The sequence below is a fragment of the Rhodoglobus sp. G.S.4 genome (genome assembly GCF_056619605.1).
In genome coordinates this window covers 2,523,167-2,540,579 of the sequence record NZ_CM152748.1, presented here as the reverse complement: position 1 = coordinate 2,540,579, position 17,413 = coordinate 2,523,167, and the positions used below count along the sequence as shown (strand labels likewise).

General features: G+C 60.9%; 18 protein-coding genes. 9 read left to right on the top strand and 9 right to left on the bottom strand.

Features of this window, described 5'->3' with window-relative positions; genetic code table 11:
* Positions 1–9 precede the first annotated feature (9 nt).
* The 4 genes from AC061P_RS12575 to AC061P_RS12560 all read left to right on the top strand — a co-directional run bounded on the left by AC061P_RS12575 (position 10) and on the right by AC061P_RS12560 (position 4,089).
* Positions 10–1,047 (top strand): FecCD family ABC transporter permease, encoded by a 1,038-nt coding sequence (locus tag AC061P_RS12575; RefSeq protein ID WP_449647580.1) that lies wholly within the window; start codon positions 10–12, stop codon positions 1,045–1,047.
* Entirely contained in the window at positions 1,044–2,084 is a 1,041-nt protein-coding gene (locus AC061P_RS12570; protein WP_480391349.1) for a FecCD family ABC transporter permease, read from the top strand. Before AC061P_RS12575 ends, AC061P_RS12570 begins: the two co-directional genes overlap by 4 nt.
* 86 nt (positions 2,085–2,170) lie before the next feature.
* Positions 2,171–2,929: an ABC transporter ATP-binding protein gene (locus tag AC061P_RS12565; RefSeq protein WP_449648208.1), complete on the top strand. Its 759-nt coding sequence runs from the start codon at positions 2,171–2,173 to the stop codon at positions 2,927–2,929.
* A 149-nt stretch (positions 2,930–3,078) separates the two neighbouring features.
* On the top strand, positions 3,079–4,089 hold the full coding sequence (locus AC061P_RS12560; RefSeq protein WP_480391348.1) for an iron-siderophore ABC transporter substrate-binding protein: 1,011 nt from the start codon (positions 3,079–3,081) through the stop codon (positions 4,087–4,089).
* Positions 4,090–4,193: 104 nt separating this feature from the next.
* Here AC061P_RS12560 and trxA read toward each other — a convergent pair whose 3' ends face one another.
* Positions 4,194–4,595 carry a thioredoxin gene (gene trxA / locus AC061P_RS12555; RefSeq protein ID WP_480391347.1) on the bottom strand — a complete coding sequence of 134 codons (402 nt, stop codon included), beginning with the start codon at positions 4,593–4,595 and terminating at the stop codon, positions 4,194–4,196.
* A 197-nt stretch (positions 4,596–4,792) separates the two neighbouring features.
* Between trxA and AC061P_RS12550 the strand changes: the two genes are divergently transcribed.
* A complete protein-coding gene (locus AC061P_RS12550; protein WP_480391346.1) occupies positions 4,793–6,904 on the top strand; it encodes an acyl-CoA dehydrogenase family protein in 2,112 nt (703 codons plus the stop codon).
* A gap of 87 nt (positions 6,905–6,991) precedes the next feature.
* Here the strand turns inward: AC061P_RS12550 and AC061P_RS12545 are convergent, their stop codons facing one another.
* From AC061P_RS12545 to AC061P_RS12520, 6 genes are all read right to left on the bottom strand, one after another.
* Entirely contained in the window at positions 6,992–8,635 is a 1,644-nt protein-coding gene (locus AC061P_RS12545; protein ID WP_449647575.1) for a DHA2 family efflux MFS transporter permease subunit, read from the bottom strand.
* Complete coding sequence (locus AC061P_RS12540; RefSeq protein WP_449647574.1) at positions 8,635–9,429, bottom strand: tryptophan-rich sensory protein; 795 nt, start codon at positions 9,427–9,429, stop codon at positions 8,635–8,637. The genes AC061P_RS12545 and AC061P_RS12540 overlap by 1 nt, the downstream gene beginning before the upstream one ends.
* Positions 9,430–9,539: 110 nt before the next feature.
* Entirely contained in the window at positions 9,540–9,674 is a 135-nt protein-coding gene (locus AC061P_RS12535) for a hypothetical protein (RefSeq protein WP_449647573.1), read from the bottom strand.
* 117 nt (positions 9,675–9,791) lie between these two features.
* Positions 9,792–10,295, bottom strand: a complete 504-nt coding sequence (locus tag AC061P_RS12530) for a hypothetical protein (protein WP_480391345.1) — start codon at positions 10,293–10,295, stop codon at positions 9,792–9,794.
* 244 nt (positions 10,296–10,539) lie between these two features.
* Complete coding sequence (locus AC061P_RS12525) at positions 10,540–11,139, bottom strand: RNA polymerase sigma factor (protein ID WP_480391344.1); 600 nt, start codon at positions 11,137–11,139, stop codon at positions 10,540–10,542.
* Positions 11,123–12,034, bottom strand: coding sequence for a DMT family transporter (locus tag AC061P_RS12520; RefSeq protein WP_480391343.1), 912 nt, complete (start codon positions 12,032–12,034; stop codon positions 11,123–11,125). The genes AC061P_RS12525 and AC061P_RS12520 overlap by 17 nt, the downstream gene beginning before the upstream one ends.
* Before the next feature lie 61 nt (positions 12,035–12,095).
* Here AC061P_RS12520 and ypfJ point away from each other — a divergent pair, with 61 nt between their 5' ends.
* Complete coding sequence (gene ypfJ / locus AC061P_RS12515) at positions 12,096–12,962, top strand: KPN_02809 family neutral zinc metallopeptidase (protein WP_480391342.1); 867 nt, start codon at positions 12,096–12,098, stop codon at positions 12,960–12,962.
* 32 nt (positions 12,963–12,994) lie between these two features.
* On the opposite strand, the gene AC061P_RS12510 is transcribed toward ypfJ, so the two are convergent.
* Together AC061P_RS12510 and AC061P_RS12505 are read right to left on the bottom strand one after the other, a co-directional pair.
* Positions 12,995–13,381, bottom strand: a complete 387-nt coding sequence (locus AC061P_RS12510) for a hypothetical protein (RefSeq protein ID WP_449647568.1) — start codon at positions 13,379–13,381, stop codon at positions 12,995–12,997.
* 41 nt (positions 13,382–13,422) lie between these two features.
* Positions 13,423–13,854, bottom strand: coding sequence for a hypothetical protein (locus tag AC061P_RS12505; protein ID WP_449647567.1), 432 nt, complete (start codon positions 13,852–13,854; stop codon positions 13,423–13,425).
* A 336-nt stretch (positions 13,855–14,190) separates the two neighbouring features.
* On the opposite strand from AC061P_RS12505, the gene AC061P_RS12500 reads away from it, so the two are divergent.
* The 3 genes from AC061P_RS12500 to AC061P_RS12490 all read left to right on the top strand — a co-directional run bounded on the left by AC061P_RS12500 (position 14,191) and on the right by AC061P_RS12490 (position 17,389).
* A complete protein-coding gene (locus AC061P_RS12500; RefSeq protein WP_449647566.1) occupies positions 14,191–14,424 on the top strand; it encodes a hypothetical protein in 234 nt (77 codons plus the stop codon).
* A 239-nt stretch (positions 14,425–14,663) separates the two neighbouring features.
* Positions 14,664–16,070, top strand: a complete 1,407-nt coding sequence (locus AC061P_RS12495) for a GH1 family beta-glucosidase (RefSeq protein WP_449647565.1) — start codon at positions 14,664–14,666, stop codon at positions 16,068–16,070.
* 77 nt (positions 16,071–16,147) lie between these two features.
* A complete protein-coding gene (locus AC061P_RS12490; protein ID WP_449647564.1) occupies positions 16,148–17,389 on the top strand; it encodes an extracellular solute-binding protein in 1,242 nt (413 codons plus the stop codon).
* Positions 17,390–17,413: the final 24 nt, after the last annotated feature.

Here is a 17,413-nt window from a genome sequence, read left to right as displayed (position 1 = left end):
GCACCCGACATGACACAGACCGTTTCGGCTCCGCGCACGACGCTGAGCCTCCGCCCCCAGCGTTGGATCACCCTCGGCGCAGCCGTGGGGCTACTCGCAATTGTGCTCGTGCTGAGTCTCGCGCTTGGCGCTCGCGGTGTCGAGTTCTCCCAAATTTGGCAAGCGCTCTTCGATCCTGAGGTTGGCAACAACGACCAGCTCGTGATTCGTGAATTGCGATTGCCGCGGACCATCGTCGGCCTGCTCGCCGGGCTCTCGCTCGGAGTCGCCGGAGCGGTCATGCAGGGGGTGACCCGCAACCCGCTCGCCGACCCAGGCCTCCTCGGCGTCAACGCGGGCGCCTCACTCGCCGTCGTTTTTGCGATCAGCGTGCTGTCAATCAGAAACCCCACCGGGTATATCTGGTTTGCGTTCGCCGGCGCAGCAATTGCCGCGAGCACTGTTTACGCGATTGGCTCCTTGGGCCGAGAGGGCGCAACCCCGGTAAAGCTTGTGCTCGCGGGAACCGCCGTCACCGCTGGCATAACCTCCGTGATCTCGCTCATCCTCATTTCCGATACCGACACTCTCAACACCTTTCGGTTCTGGTCGGTCGGGTCGCTTGCCAGCCGCGACCTCGAAGCCGTGCGCCTCACGATTGGCTTTGTCATCGGAGGGCTCATTCTCGCCGCAATTTCGGGGCGGATGCTCAACCTCGTTGCCCTCGGAGATGACCTGGCCCGCGGCCTCGGTCAGCGCATCTATCTGTCGCGCGCCATCGCGGCAGGAGCGGTCGTCTTGCTTTGCGGATCTGCAACCGCTCTTGCCGGGCCTATCGTTTTCGTCGGGCTCGTTGTGCCTCATGTCGTGCGCCCATTCACGGGCCCCGACTACCGGTGGATCATTGCGGTCTCCGCCGTTCTCGGGCCTGCACTGTTGCTTATCGCAGACATCGTGGGTCGCCTCATCGTTGCTCCCGCTGAGCTTGAAGCCGGCTTGGTAGTTGCCGTGATCGGGGCTCCCGTAATGATCGCGCTTGTGCGCCGCGTGAAGTTGGCTGGGCTATGAGCGGCGTGCTGAAAGTCCGCTCCCCGATTGCCCTAGAGCTAATGCCGCCGCGCACCCTGCGCATCGTCATCGGCCTAGCCCTCGTCGCCGTCGCGCTTACCCTTGTGAGTATTGCGGTTGGGGCATATACGCTCTCGCTGCCAGACCTCCTGGCCACTCTCTTCGGTGGCGGCACGACGTCCGATCGCTTCATCGTCGTCAAGCTGCGTCTGCCGCGAGTGGTACTGGCCATTCTCGTGGGTGTCGCCTTCGGGCTTGCCGGGGGACTCTTTCAGAGCCTGCTCCGCAACGCCCTCGCCAGCCCTGACATCATCGGTATCAGCGGCGGGGCGAGCGTCGCCGCCGTGTTGAGCCTGCTCGTATTCGGGGCAACCGGCCTAGCAGTCTCGATGTCGGCCCTGGTTGGGGCCCTCGTCGTGGCATTCGCCATCTACCTCTTGTCGTGGCGCTCCGGTATGAACGGCATGCGCTTCGTTCTCATCGGCGTTGGCATTGCCTTCATGGCCCAGGCGGTGCTCGGATACCTCATCACCCGCGGCGACGTGCGCGACGCGCAGCAAGCTCTCGTGTGGATGGTGGGTGGGCTCGGCGGTGCAAGCTGGGGCGACATCGTCATCATGGCCGTCAGTCTCGTTGTGCTGTTGCCCGCCGTCGCTGGGCTTGCATCGAAGCTCCGGATGTTACAGCTCGGCGATGATCTTGCTGCAAGCCTTGGTGTCTCAGTGCAGCGATCGCGGCTCGCGCTCATCATCGTTGCCGTTGCCCTCGTCGCGATCGCCACCGCTCTAGTAGGGCCGCTCGCGTTTGTCGCGTTCGTCTCGGCCCCCATCGCCCGACGGATGATCGGCGGCGGCACTCTCGCCCTCGTGCCGAGTGCCCTCGTGGCCGTGGTACTTGTCCTCGGTGCTGACTTTGTCGCGCAACATGCCTTTGCTACCGGAACCCAAGTGCCGGCCGGTATCGTCACCGGTCTCATCGGTGCCCCTTACCTGCTGTGGCTTATCTCCACTACCAACCGTGAAGGACGTACATCGTGACCAACGCAGACGCCCCTGACCACGCTCACCTCCAACCCGGCGATTCTGATTCGAAGCGGCCTGCACACGAACTTCGCGCCGACAATGTGACTCTGAACTATGGCGGGCGCGACATTGTGTCGAACGTGAGCTTGGCGATTCCAGACGGGATGGTGACCGTGATTGTCGGTGCCAATGCGTGTGGCAAGTCGACACTGCTGCGCGGACTGTCACGACTGCTGCGACCGGCATCGGGGCGCGTATTGCTCGACGGGCGAGACATCCACTCGGTGCCGTCTAAGGAGGTCGCTCGTGTTGTGGGAATTCTGCCGCAGTCGCCGATCGCACCGGAAGGCATCACCGTTCGTGACCTAGTGGCGCGCGGGCGTTACCCGCATCAGGGCTGGTTTCAGCAATGGTCGGCTGCGGATGAAGTGGCAGTGGAACAGGCGTTGACCGCAACCGACACAGCCCAGTTGGCGTCGCGGCGCATCGAGGAACTCTCGGGAGGGCAGCGCCAGCGCGTCTGGATTGCGATGGCGTTGAGCCAAGATCCCGACATTCTGTTGCTCGACGAACCCACCACTTTCCTGGATGTACGCCACCAGCTTGATGCGCTTGATGTGCTTGCAGGCCTCAACCGTGAACGCGGAACGACGATCGTGATGGTCTTGCACGAACTGAATCTGGCCGCGCGCTATGCCGATCACATGGTGCTGATGGGCGAGGGGCAAATTCTCGCCGAGGGGTCGCCCGACGAGGTCGTGACCGCCGAGCGGATGCGCCAAGCATTTGGGCTCGAGGCGCAAATCATTGCCGACCCGGTGTCGCACTCGCCGATGGTGATTCCTGTCGGTCGGGCCTAGCCGGGTCGCATTGCAGCGCATCTGTTCGCCGTTGCTTCGCTCATTGCGACGGTCCCGTCTTGCGCAATTGGGTAAGGCAAGCCTATCCTTACTAAGCGCCGGAAATGGCTGCACGAGTGTTTTCAACCCACATCTTGCCTAGGAGATCAATGTCACGCCGTCCACGCCTCGCCGCCTTCGCTGCGGCCACCGCTGCCCTCATCGCGCTGAGTGGTTGCGCCGCCTCAACACCCGAAGGCGACTCCGGTGCCCCCGCAGCATCCGATGCTTTCCCCGTCACGGTCGAACACGCTTTCGGCGAAACCGTCATCGAGAGCGAACCGCAGCGTGTTCTCACTCTGGGTTGGGGAAGTGGTGACGCTGTGCTCGCGCTTGGTGTCGTACCCGTCGGTATGGAGGCGCAGAACTACGGTGGCGACGAGAACGGCGTTCTGCCGTGGGCGGCGGATGCTCTCACCGAGCTGGGAGCAGGGACCCCACTGATCTTCCCCGCCACCACGGATGCTCCCGCCTACGAACAGATTGCCGAAGCTGCCCCCGATCTGATCCTCGCAACGTACTCGGGAATCACCGAGGAACAGTACGACCTGCTCAGCGAGATCGCGCCGGTTGTCGCTTACCCCGAACTGCCGTGGTCGACCCCGTGGCGTGACGTGATCAGCACCACGGGAACCGCTCTGGGAAAGACAGCTGCAGCGGATGAGGTTCTCACCAACATCGACGCTCTCGTCGCCGAGAAGGCAGCCGAGCATCCTGAGTTCGAAGGCAAGACCGTTGCGGCAACCTTCGACGTAGGCGGAACCTTCTACGTCTACAAGCCCGCCGACCCGCGGGTCGAGTTCCTCCTCGACCTCGGCCTAAAGAATGCCCCCGCCGTCGACGCTCTCTCCAACGGTGACTCCACGTTCTTCTACACGCTCAGCTACGAGAAGCTCGATGAGTTGGACAGCGATCTGCTCATCGCCTACGCCGAGACTCAAGAAGTGGGCGACGCTTTCGCCGCCCAGCCCTACGCGCAGAGCATCCCCGCCGTTGCCAATGGTGGACTCGTCGCCGTCAACGGCGCATCGCTCGTCGCCTCGGTCTCGCCGCCCACGGCACTCTCGCTGCCGTGGGGTATTGACAGCTTTGTGGAGGCAATCGCTGCCGCGCTGAAGTAATTCCTCGCCGCGCGAGCAAGCAGAGAGCGCACAGAAAAGGGCCCGCCGACGAATTCGTCGGCGGGCCCTTTGTGGTCTGCGGGAGTTGCTTGTCTGTCAGCTAACTAGCTAGCAGCGGTTGCTGGCGCTTCGCCAGCTTCTGCTGCAGCCTGCTGCTCAGCAACCTGCTTGTGAACCTCAACCATGTCGAGGTTCTTGACACCCTCGATGACCTGCTCGAGGGCGGGGGCAGGAAGTGCGCCGGGCTGGGAGAACACAAGCACGCCGTCACGAAATGCCATGAGGGTAGGGATCGAGGTGATTCCTGCCGCGCCAGCAAGTTCCTGCTGGGCTTCGGTATCTACTTTTCCGAACGTGATGTCGGGGTGGGTTTCGCTTGCGGTCTCAAAGATGGGCCCGAATTGCTTACAGGGGCCGCACCATTCGGCCCAAAAATCTACGAGCGTGATTCCTTCTTTGGTGACCGTCTGGCCAAAGTCTTCTGAGGTGAGAGTGATAGTCGACATAGTTACATCCTTTCACGGAGGCCAACAACGTCACCTGAACAATGATTCCCACAACGCAACCGCAGCTGTTTTGCCGTTTCTTACAAAGGGATGCGGCGGGTGTGGCATCCGCTTCGTTGACGGTGCACGACCCACTTTGCGCCAACGCACACCGGTCGTAGCGTTTAATTACCGAACTTTTAGGAATCGAGATAGCCATGACCCAGGTTCACAACACGGCCGCCGATACGGCGCCGAGCCACCCCATCGCTGCGCCCGACGATGCCACCACACCTTCCGAAACCTCCTCCGAGGTTCCCGCCATCAACGTTGAATGGTTGAGCGAATACTTGCTCGGAAAGTGGGCGAAGGCGCGCAAAGAGTCGCGCGCGCTCATGACTAACCCTGAGTTGCATCAGGTCAACGGACTCTCGATGGCCGACCACCGCGAGCGTGTGCTGAGCCAAATGTCGATCCTTGTCGACAACGGCGCCATCCAGCGCGCTTTTCCGGCAGAGCTCGGTGGCAACGACGACCACGGTGCAAACATTGCCGCCTTCGAAGAGGTAGTGCTCGCTGACCCTTCGCTGCAGATTAAGTCTGGCGTTCAGTGGGGCCTTTTCGGGGCCGCAGTTCTCCACCTCGGCACCAAGGAACACCACGACAAGTGGCTCCCCGACATCATGAACCTGACGACGCCCGGTGCCTTTGCGATGACCGAGATCGGTCACGGATCGGATGTCGCGAGCATCGCCACCACTGCGACCTACGACCCCGACACCGATGAGTTCGTCATCAACACCCCGTTCCGCGCGGCGTGGAAGGACTACCTGGGCAACGCTGCGCTTCACGGCAAAGCGGCTACGGTCTTCGCTCAGCTCATCACCAAGGATGTCAACCACGGCGTGCACGCGTTCTACGTTCCGCTGCGCGACGACAACGGTTTCCTCCCCGGTATTTCGGGTGAAGATGATGGCCTCAAGGGTGGTCTGAACGGTATCGACAACGGCCGACTCGCGTTCGACCACGTTCGTGTTCCCCGCATCAACCTGCTCAACCGCTACGGCAACGTTGACGAGAACGGCGACTACACCTCCGACATTGACAGCCCAGGCCGTCGCTTCTTCACGATGCTCGGAACGCTCGTTCAGGGCCGCGTTTCGCTCGATGGTGCCGCAGTGCTTGCGAGCAAACTGGCCCTCACGATCGCGATCAAGTACGGCTCGGAGCGTCGACAGTTCACGGCATCCAGCAACACGAACGAAGAAGTGATTCTGGACTACCAGCGTCACCAACGGCGCCTTTTGCCGCGGTTGGCTCAGACCTATGCAATGTCGTTTGCGCATGAGGAGTTCCTCGAGAAGTTCGATGGAGTGTTCTCGGGCCGCACCGATAGCGAGTCTGACCGCCAAGATCTCGAAACTATCGCCGCAGCGCTCAAGCCCCTCAGCACGTGGGCTGCGCTCGACACGCTGCAAGAGGCTCGCGAGGCCTGTGGCGGGTCTGGCTTCATGGCCGAGAACCGGCTCACCCAGATGCGCGCTGACATGGATGTTTACGCCACCTTCGAGGGCGACAACAACGTGCTGCTTCAGTTGGTCGCCAAACGACTGCTCACCGACTACTCCCGCAAGTTTGCTGGCGCGGATGCTGGTGCCATGGCCCATTTCGTGGTGGATCAGGTCAACGAGGCTGCCGTCAATCGCTCGGGTCTTCGCCGCTTCGCGCAGAACGTCGTGGACTTTGGCTCAACCGCTCGCTCGATCGGTTACGTGCGCGATACCGATTCGCAGCGTCAGCTGCTCACCGACCGTGTTGAAACGATGGTGGCGGATGTCGCGGGCAAGCTGCGCGCGGCAACCAAACTTCCGCAGGCTGAGGCCGCCGCTCTCTTCAACAGTCACCAGAATCAGCTCATCCTGACGGCCTACGCCCATGCTGAACTGCTCCAGTGGGAGGCGTTCACTCGAGCCCTCGAGAAGATCGAAGACAAAGACACTGCTCAGGTCATGACCTGGCTGCGTGACCTCTTCGGCTTCTCACTCATCGAGAAGAACCTCGCCTGGTACCTCATGCACGGTCGCATTTCCACGAACCGCGCTCAGGCCATCACCGACTACATCGATGATCGCCTGCTGCCGCGTTTGCGCCCGCAGGCACTGGATCTCGTGGCCGCGTTCGGCCTGACCGACGAGTTGGTGCGTGCGCCGATCGCGTCAGGTGCTGAGGCTGTTCGTCAGAATGAGGCTCGCGACTACTACGCCGAGCGTCGCGCTTCTGGCGAAGAGCCCGTACATGAGAAGGATCTGAAGCAGAAGAAGCGCCGCTAGCAGCGCTGCTCAAAAAAGCCTGCCGCCCCACGCTGTGTGGGGCGGCAGGCTTTTTGCGGCGTTGCGGCATTGCCGCTTTGCGTCGCGCTATTCGTGCACTGGACTGTCGGATGACTCTGCGGATTGGCTTTCGCCGGGGCGAGAACCCGAGCCCTCGGTGTCGTCATCGCCGCGGCGTGAGCCGTCGAGACGGAGGCTGGCGAGGAATCCGATCGCCAGAAAACCGGCAGCCGCGAAGGCGGCATACCGTGTCGAGTCGGTGAAGGCTTGGCGGGCGTCGGCTGCGACATCCGGAGACTGAGCATCGAGGGCACTAATGCCGGTGCCGGCGGAGTCGACAACGAGGTTCACGATTTGGGTTCGGGTTTCGGTGGGGATCTCGGCGCGGTCGGCGAGCTTGGCATCGAGGCCGGAGCCGAGGCTCGCGAAGAGAACCGTGCCGAGGATGGCAATACCGAGGGCTGAACCGATTTGGCGTGCAGTGCTCTGGGTTCCTGATCCTTGGCCGGACTGGCTGAGGGGAACATCCTTGAGCACAACGCTGGTGAGTTGGGCGGTGGCGAGGCCGACACCGAAACCATAAACGAAGAGGCCGGGGGCGATCTGCCACCAGGCGGCATCCGGACTGAGACCGAACGCGACGATGAGTACGCCAACGATTTCGGCGCCGATACCGAAACGCACAATAGTGACGGGGGTGACTTTGTTGCCGAAGGCTCCCGCGAATCCACTCGCGACGAACGAACCGATAGCAAGTGCGAGGATCACGAAACCGGTCTGCAGTGCGTCATATCCGAGCACATTCTGCAGCCACAGCGGCAGTGACAGGATGATGCCGAACTCGCCAAGCGAGACGATCATCGCGGCAATGTTTCCATTGCGGAAGGAAGCAATTCGCAGCAGACCGAAGGCCAGCATCGTGGACTTGCCTGCCCGTTCGCGCGCAAAACCCCAGCGTACGAAAATGATGCCCGAAATCACGGCAAGGGCGAACGCAAACGGGATGGGCGAGATATCTAGCGTCCAAAAATCGGGTGGTGTGTCGCTGAAGAACCAGCCGTAGCTACGGCCTTCGATGAGAGCGAAAACGAGCGACGCGAACAGCACGACGGAGAGCGCGGCGCCGACAACATCCACTCGCCGCTGTGCTGATGCCTCCTTAGATTCGATAGTGAAAATGAGGACGCCGATGACGATGATCACGCCGAGAGGAACGTTGATTCCAAAAGCCCAGCGCCAAGAATAGTAGGTGGTGAGCCAGCCGCCGAGCAGGGGGCCAACTGCCGCCATTCCCCCAATCGTGGAACCCCAGACGGCAAAGGCGATGGCGCGTTCACGCCCGCGGAAGGTTGCATTGATAGTGGAGAGGGAGGCTGGCAGGATCATTGCTCCACCGACGCCTTGCACCAGGCGCGATGCGATGAGTAGCTCGCCAGTCGCAGCAGTAGCGGCGAGGATGGAGGAGAGCGCGAAGATCGCGACACCGATAAGCAAAACGCGGCGGCGGCCGTAGCGGTCCGCAAGGGTACCAAATACGAGGAGCAGCGCAGCGAAGACGAGAGTGTAGCTTTCCTGAACCCACTGCACCTGTGTTGAGTTCAGGTCGAGATCTTCAACAACGGAAGGGATGGCGACGTTGACGATCGTGGAGTCGACGATAATCAGCGCGACCGCGATGCTGATGAAGAGGAGCCCTAACCAGCGTTTGCGTGAGGCGCGACTGTCGTTCACTATGCGGTCTGTTCAGTGCGCAGTCGGGCGATGGTGAAAACGGCGGCACTCGCGAGCACTGCAACAACAGCCACGATCGCGGCGGTGGCGGTGGGGCCCGAGATGAGGTCTCCCGTGAGGCGGCCAACGGCCACCCAGGCAAGGCCCCAGCTCAGCGAGAGGGCTGGCGAAAAGTGTGCCCGACCACGCGCGGCAAGCGCGATGCCCACGGCACCGGCGACGAAAACGATCGCAACGCCCCACACATCTTCGGGGATGCCGAAGCCAGTGAACCCGATAGCGACCAGCCACGCGGTGATGTTGGCTGCAGTCGCGACACACACCCAGCCGAGGTAGAGGCCAATCGTGCCGTCAGTGATGATCGCATCGATAGCGCCGGCAGCTGGCAGTTTGACGGTGATCAAGTACGCCTGAATGAGAACAATCAACAGCAGGATGATCACGGGAACGCTGAGGGCGAGTAGTCCGTACTGGATAGAGAGAATCCAGGCGGCATTGAGCACGAGGGATGCGGCGACCCAGTAACCAACGCGGCGATGCAATTCTGCGGTCGTCTGTTTGGGCAGCATTTGCCAGACGGCGTAGGCGACGAGTCCTAAATAGATGATGCTCCAGATGCCGAATGCTGAGCCGGCGGGAGCGATGACTGTGGCGTCCGCGCTGAGCGCACCGCCCGCAGCATCCTGAATCGGGGTTCCACCTGCAGCACCCGAACCTACGAATGCTCCGATGAGGGCAAAGGTCGCGCTCGCGGCAACCGTTATCTGCCTGACTACGTCTCTGGATTCACGCATGACGTTCTCCTTGGGTTGGCTGTAAGCCTAGAACTCCTGAGGCGGAGTTGACCGAAGAATCGCTGAGATGTGGGAGTCGCTCAGCTAGCGCGCCCGAAGACGTGAAGTGTCTAGTGCGTGAAGCCGGCGAGCAGGCTCGGAGCGGCTAGGTTCACGAGCAGAATGATGCCCGTGAGTGCAACGATCGCACCCATCGCGACGAGCACTGCCTTGCCGAGAACGGTGATTACGGAGATGAAGGTCATACCTCAAGGTTAGCGGAGGAGCGGATGCCATAGAGCCCGGCTCTGAACTAAAAGTCGTCGACTACTTCTGGCTGGAGTCTGTACGCGACGGCATCCACTCGATCCCTGCAAGCGCGGCTACGGTTTCGACTTGCCGCCCTGCTTGTTTTCCGACTTGCCGTGGCTTCCACCCTCGCCGCTGTCACTGTCAGCCTCTTCTGACTCGTTGTGATCGCCGCTGGGTGAATCGGATTCGGACTTCTTACTCTTTTCGTGTGCTGCCTCGGACGTCTCAGCGCCGAAAGTGCGGCCGACCTTGTCTGGATCCTGAGCGCGCTCGGAGACCCATCCACCGAAGTTATCGGGGTGCTCAGTCGCTTCGGCTTCTTCAGGCCCCTCGACTTCTTCAGTCACTTCGGTTTCTTCCGCCGGTTCAGACTCTGGTGTCGTGGTGGAATCTTCGGTCGATTCGTCACCGTCGTTGGTTTCACTGACAACTGTGGATATCACTGAGTCAAACGCGTCTTGCGCTCCGCTTGGCAGAATTCCTCCCGCTCCGGCCCCCGCCGTTGCGGCAACTGCCACTGTCGCGCCGAGCGCGATTTTCGAGGCTATCCCCAAGCCTGCAATCCATGAAAACATTGTTCTCCCCCTCTTACTCGCCCCGATTATCAGTAGCGAATCATGGTGAGATGATCCAGACGGAGCTTTGGTAAGGCCTAGCCGCACCATCAACTCTTCAGACGGCCGGGCAGTCGATTCGTAGGCCGCTTCGCGAAACTCGGCGATCGAGTTTGCGAGCGATGTCAGATCGGACCGCGATTCCGGCGCGCGTCCAGACAGAACCGCCTGCGCGACCCTGTCGGAAATTCGTTTGTTTCTCATCTCACTTCACGCCATCGCTCGAGAGCCTCGCAGGGATACGGGTTGGGGAAACTTTCTTTCTCAATCGTTCAAGAGCGCGTCGTTGCAGTGCTTTGACAGCCCCGGGGCGTTTGCCGATCACAGTGGCAATCTGGGCCACTGTCAGGTCCGCGACTATGCGCAACACCATCACATCGCGCTGATCCGTGGGGAGCGAGTTAAGCAGTGAGAGTGTCGTGTCGTCTTGCAAGCGGTTAAGCACTTCTTCCTCCGCACTGGGTGCGCTATTCGAGTCGTGGTCCGCGTTCCACTCCACACTCTCTCCTCGCCGCGCACGTTTTCGAAATTCATCGACGAGACGTCGATACGCAACCGAAAATACGAAAGAACGGAATTGCGATTCGTTGCCAACGAACTGCGGCAACCGCTCGAATACGTCAAGAAACACCTCGCTAGTGAGGTCTTCTGGTTCGCGCGAGCCGCGCGCGGTGAGGAAGGCTGTCACGGCTGGCGAATACTCGATCCAGAGGGTCGTGGAGCCCCATCCGGCTCCGGCCTGCGCGGCAGCAAGCAGGGCAGCAAAGTGCTTTGCTCGTGGATCGTCGTCAGCGCCGTGAGTCACGAGCAGAGGTTAGCAGGGCACTCCGATCAAGACGGATGCGAACCGCGACTCCTGCGCAGAGAATCACGATAGCTCCTCCGATGACTGTTGGAATGGTGAGTTCTTCCCCCAGGATCAGAGCTGCCCAGGTGATGCTCAACACCGGTTGTACGAGTTGCACTTGGCTGACTTGCGCCATTGGCCCAATGGCGAGCCCGTGGTACCAAGCGAAGAAGCCGAGAAACATGCTCACTACGGCCAGATATCCAAACGCGGCCCACTCGATTGGCTCGGCAGTCGGCGGCTCTTGGATTGCTGAGAATACCGCGAGCGGAATCATGAATGGCGCCGCTACGACAAGCGCCCAAGACACCGTCTGCCAGGCACCGAGTTCACGCGCGAGGAGGCCGCCTTCGGCGTACCCAATCGCTGCTGCAACGACGGCACCGAAGAGGAGTAGATCAGAAAGCCCGAGTTGACCGAACCCGCCACCCTGAATCGAGGCGAATCCAAGAGCGGCCACGGCGCCGATTGCGGCAAGCATCCAGAAGGACAGTGGCGGTCGCTCTCCCGCACGAATAACCGCCAGCACCGCTGTAGCGGCGGGCAACAGCGCAATGACGACCGCCCCGTGGCTCGCAGGTGCCGTGACCAAGGCATACGACGTGAGCAAAGGGAAGCCGACAACAATGCCGCCGGCGACGGCAAGCAAGCGGACCCACTGCCGCCCTGTTGGCAGCCGCTGATGGGTGATGGCGAGCGCGGCAATGGCTAGGAGGGCAGCGATCACCGCTCGGCCAGACCCGATAAGTAGGGGGGATAGGCCGCCAACGGCCACGCGGGTGAAGGGGAGAGTGAACGAGAACGCGATCACTCCTACGAGTCCCCACAGGAGTCCGGAGCGGCTGAGGGGCATTCTCTGACGTTACCTGCAAAAACTCAGGATACGACGTCGCGGCTGGTAGTAAATTCTCTCTATGACGTTCAACGACGACGCCCGCATCAACCCAAACAAGGTCTCGCGACGCGGGCGCAACACCGGAATTGCCGTAGGTGGCGGCGGCAGTTTGCTTGTTATTGGCCTGATTATTGCGTCTCAGTTACTCGGCGTTGATCTAACAGGGCTTGTGGGCGGCGGAACGACCGGTGGGCAAGAGCAACCAGGACAGCCACTTGCCGAATGCACAACGGCTGAAGCGGCGAACAGCAGCATCGATTGCCGCATCGCCGGAGCGGCAGATTCGCTCGATACCTACTGGGAGGGGCAGATCGAGGGGTACCGCACCACTAACGTCGTGCTCTTCACCGGTCAAGTGAACACCGGATGCGGCGGTGCAACGAGCGCGAGTGGTCCGTTCTATTGCCCACCAGATGAGACCATCTACGTTGATACTGCTTTCTACGATGACCTGCGCAGCCGCTTTGGTTCCACGGGTGGGCCACTCGCCGAGATGTATGTCATTGCGCATGAGTGGGGGCACCACATTCAGAACTCCACCGGAATCATGGATGGCCTCGACCGTCAGAACACGGGCCCGTCCTCAGATTCGGTGCGGCTTGAGCTGCAGGCGGACTGTTTCGCGGGCGCCTGGGTGGGTGCGGCATCCACGATCACTAACGACGACGGGGTGGTCTTTCTTGACCCTGTGACGGACGCCCAAATTGCAGATGCTCTGAGTGCAGCTTCGGCTGTTGGCGACGACCGCATCCAAGAGTCAACTCAGGGCCAGGTAACTCCAGAGACGTGGACGCATGGGTCAAGCGACAAACGTCAGCAGTGGTTTACGACCGGACTCAATGGTGGCCCCCAGGCGTGCAACACCTTCGAGGTGGCGACGCCGTAGTTTTCGCGCGGCGTGCGGCGTGCGGCGTGCGGCTACTCGGGTGCAGCGTGGGGGCGCGGCGGAACTTTGAGCACCGCATAAACGGCAATCACGGTAAGACAGATATTTGCCCAGTCGATCTGAAAGTCATCGTTCGGCAGATAGCGCATCACAAAAACTCCGAGCCCCCGGACGACGAGTCCCCAGATGCTGAGTGTGAGAAACGCTTTGCTCGCCCAGGTTTGTCCTCGCTTGAGCAGTAACAGAAGGCCGAGATTGAAGATGCTCGCAGCGACGAGGGAAGCTCCTGACGCCGCACCGGGCACGAGGCTCCACGCGACAGCAATCGCTTGAGTGACTATCGCGATCGTGAGCCACGGGATGCGCGTTTCGTCGTCGGCAAGCGAGTCGACGGTCGGCTCTGCCTCGTTGTCAGTCACCTTCGAATTTTCGCATACGGCATCAGCCATGGTGCCGACCACTAGTCGCTGTGTTGCCCGGTTATTTCAGCGTCAGGCAGGAGAAGGTTGAGTATGTCGTCGGTAATGTATTCCGGAAAAGCCCACGCCAAGTCTCCACCTTGCGTAGAAATGACAAAGTGTGCGGACGTGCCCCACGGCACAGTAACTCCGAAGCTTGGCCCGTCTGGAGAGGGCTGAAGTTCGTACACGGGAATGTCCCGATCTCCCACGATTCCGATGCTGGGGACGAACTTCAGGTGACGGTTGGTGATTTCGCACACACCGATGCTCCACTCGGTGCCGATGTTGAGAACGCGAGCATCCGCCGCCCTTATCGCGCAGCGCACTTTATTTTCGGCCAAGAGGCGACGGTCGCGCCCTCTGTCGTTGACCGGCTGCCCAAAGACAGTGGCGCCAATAAGCATTCCGAGCATTTCGAGGATGACGCTCATGGCGCTGACTCCTCCTGCTGCTCGCGGTGTGCGGCAGCGTGCGTGCTGCCGGTGGATTTGAGCTTACTCACGCACCTGCGCATAGTCGTTGACGTCCGCACCCCGCGTGCGTGCTGTTGCCGTTCTGCCAATTTCCTCAGCTTGAGCAGTGCCTCGTGTTCAGCCGTTCGCTGCCTGCACCCTTCGGAAACTCAGGAAAACCTCGTCTTGCAGCAATGCCAACCCTGACTACTAGGGCATCGCCGCACGGATCTTTGAGGATTTCCTGAATTTCCGTGACGTTCGTTGCTGGGGCCATCAGGGGGTGCCCACCACTCGGTTATCTCTCACTCGCTCATGTCCGGCCTGAGCGCTGCAGGCAGACTGCTTCAGGGGAGCGTGGTTGGGGCGGCATCCACCATTTCTAGTGACCGTGAAGTGGTCTTTCTTGGCCATGCGGCGGGTAGCCAAATTGCGGATGCTCTGAGTCAAGCTTCGGCTCGTGGTGACGACAGCATCCAGAAATTAACTCAGGGCCAAGTGACTCCTGAGCCGTGGACGAATCAGTCACGTTCCCAACGCCAGCGGTAATTGATGACTGGGCTCAACGTCGGGCCACGGGCGTGCAACAACTTTTCGGGTGGCGACGCGATAGCTGCAGTGCATGCTTGCGTCATGCAGGCGTGCGCGCGGGGAAGGTTAGTTGCTCTGGAGGTAATCAATTCGTCGCACTTCATCCGAAATTGCTCTTGACATAGTTTTGACACTGGTTATAGTAAGTATTGAAATAAGCCAGAGTCACTGAACCGTCAACCCGAATGCGATCACCGATGACCGAGACCTCTCCCTCCGCACGGCTCACGGCTGAGCCTTCCCTCGAGACCCTCGGCACCTTCCCAACAGACTTCCGATGGGGGCTCGCGACAGCGGCATACCAAATCGAGGGCGCTGCATTCGAAGGCGGTCGTGGACCGAGCATCTGGGACACCTTCTCGCACACGCCAGGCCTCAGTTTGCATGGGGATACGGGTGACATTGCGTGTGACCACTACCACCGTTGGCAAGCAGACCTCGACCTATTGAAGAGTCTCGGCGTTACCGACTATCGGCTCTCCGTTTCGTGGTCACGCCTCCAGCCAAGCGGATGCGGTGAGTTGAATGAAATCGCCGTCGCGTTCTACCGCGACGTTCTGAACGGGCTTGCGGAACGCGGCATCCGAGCGCTAGTTACTCTTTACCACTGGGACCTGCCTCAGCCTCTCGAGGATGAGGGCGGCTGGCCTGTACGTAGCACCGCGTACCGCTTCGCAGAGTTTGCTACAAGAACTGTCGAAGCGCTTGGCGACCTTGCTACTGACTGGTTGACGCTCAATGAGCCATGGTGCAGTGCCTTCCTCGGCTACGGAAATGGCGCGCACGCTCCCGGCCGCACCGACTATCGGGCTGCGATTCACGCCGCGCACCACCTCAACCTCGCCCATGGGCTCGCAGTCGCTGGGATCAGAGTGGCGATGCCCAGCGCATCCGTCGGCATCACCAATATCGTGACCGACATCATTCCCGCGAGCGATTCGCCGGATGACGCGGCAGCAGTCGTACGCCTTGACGCCTCGAGCAACCGCGTCTTCCTTGACCCCGTCTACCTTGGTGCTTACTCGGATGCCGTGTGGGACACCCTGGGCAGCCGGGGGCTGAGCGATGTAGTGCAGGAGGGCGATCTTGAGATCATCTCCACACCCACCGACTTCGCTGGCATCAATCACTACCAGCGAGTGATCGCGTCTCATGACGAAACGGCACCATTCGGCGTCGCCGAAATGCCAGCCGAACCGGCAACGACATCGTTCGGATGGTCGGTCATCCCCGAATCGCTCACCGCAGTCTTGACCAGGGTCTCGCGCGAGTTCACTAGCGTTCCGCTCTTCGTCACCGAGAACGGAGCGAGTTACGAAGACTATGTGGACCCCAACGGCGACGTCGTTGATACCGAGCGAATTGCCTACCTGCGCGGTTACCTCGGCGCGGCCGCCGAGGCGATCGCAGCTGGTGTTGATCTTCGCGGCTACTACGCGTGGTCGTTCCTCGACAATTTCGAGTGGGCGGAAGGCTATAGCAAACGTTTCGGCCTTGTATGGGTCGACTACCGCACCCAGGAGCGGATCCCGAAATTGAGCGCGCACTGGTATCGGCGCCTCATCACAGAGCATCAGGAAGTCGTGGCGTACACAACAGCCTGACGCGGATGGTGCGAGTCTGGATGACTCGCCCATGCACCACTGCACAGCACACCAAAATACGAGAAGAAGGAATCTCAATGAAGAGAACAGCAACCTCCGTTGTCGCCGCCGTTGCGGCAGTGGGGCTCACAATAGGCATGAGCGCGTGCTCGACAACATCCGCAGCCGGAAGCGGCGACGCTGAAGGTCCACTCACCGTCTGGGTAATGGGCGATTCGGGTGCAAACTTCGAGATGCTTGTCGCTGACAGCGGCATCGAGGTAGAGGTCGTAGCGATACCGTGGGATTCGATCGACGAAAAACTCACCACGGCTGTCGCGTCCGGGTCCGGGCCTGACATCCTCCAGATTGGACTTTCGAAGCTGCGAACCTTCGCGGATGCCGGAGCCCTCCTGCCCCTCGACGACGAAATCGCTAACCACCCCGGCATTGACCCCGCGAACTTCCCCGCAGGAGTGTCTGGCACAGCGACTTCGGTCGGCGGAGAGATCGTGAGCGTCCCTTGGACCAGCGATACCCGAGTGCTCTTCACTCGTACCGACATCCTCTCGGAAGCTGGCATTGACGCACCCCCGGCCACGTGGGACGAACTACGCGCTGACGCTAAGACTCTCGCGGCACGCGGCGACGACCAGTACGGCTACTACATTCCTCAGTGGGATGCACCGCTGCCGATCGAGATGACCTGGAGCATGGGCGGCGAGGTCATCGACGCTGACGGAAACGTCAACTTCGATACTCCTGAGTTCCAGAAAGCTGTCGACGTCTACACCGGGCTCTACGCAGACGGAAGTGTGCCAGTGAATGGCGACTTCGATCAGACTCAGGGCTTTATCTCCGGTGTTGCACCGATGCTCGTGAGTGGACCCTACCTCGGCAGAGGAATCGCGGATTCGGCTCCAGAGCTCGACGGCAAGTGGCAAGCAAGCCCGCTGCCTGCAGGCGACGGTGGCTCCATCTCGCTGTTCGCCGGCTCGAACCTCGGTGTGTGGTTCAACACCGATCAGAAGGAAACCTCGCTCGATCTTCTCGAGTACGTTTCGCAGCCAGAGCAGCAGCTGGAGTGGTACAGCATGACTGGTGAACTGCCGACCGTGTCATCCGCGCTTGAAGATGGGGACCTGAACAGCGACCCCAACGTGCAGGTCTACACCGACCAGCTCAAGACGGCCAAGGTTCTTCCGCTCGTCTCAAATTGGGATGGCGCAGTGGGAACCGAGCTGCTGAATGCTCTCAACGCGATCGCGCTCACGGGAGCGGACACGAAGTCGTCACTTGACGGCCTCTACTCCACAACCGCTGGTCTCACGATTAACTAGCAAGTAACACCCCTCACTAACAAT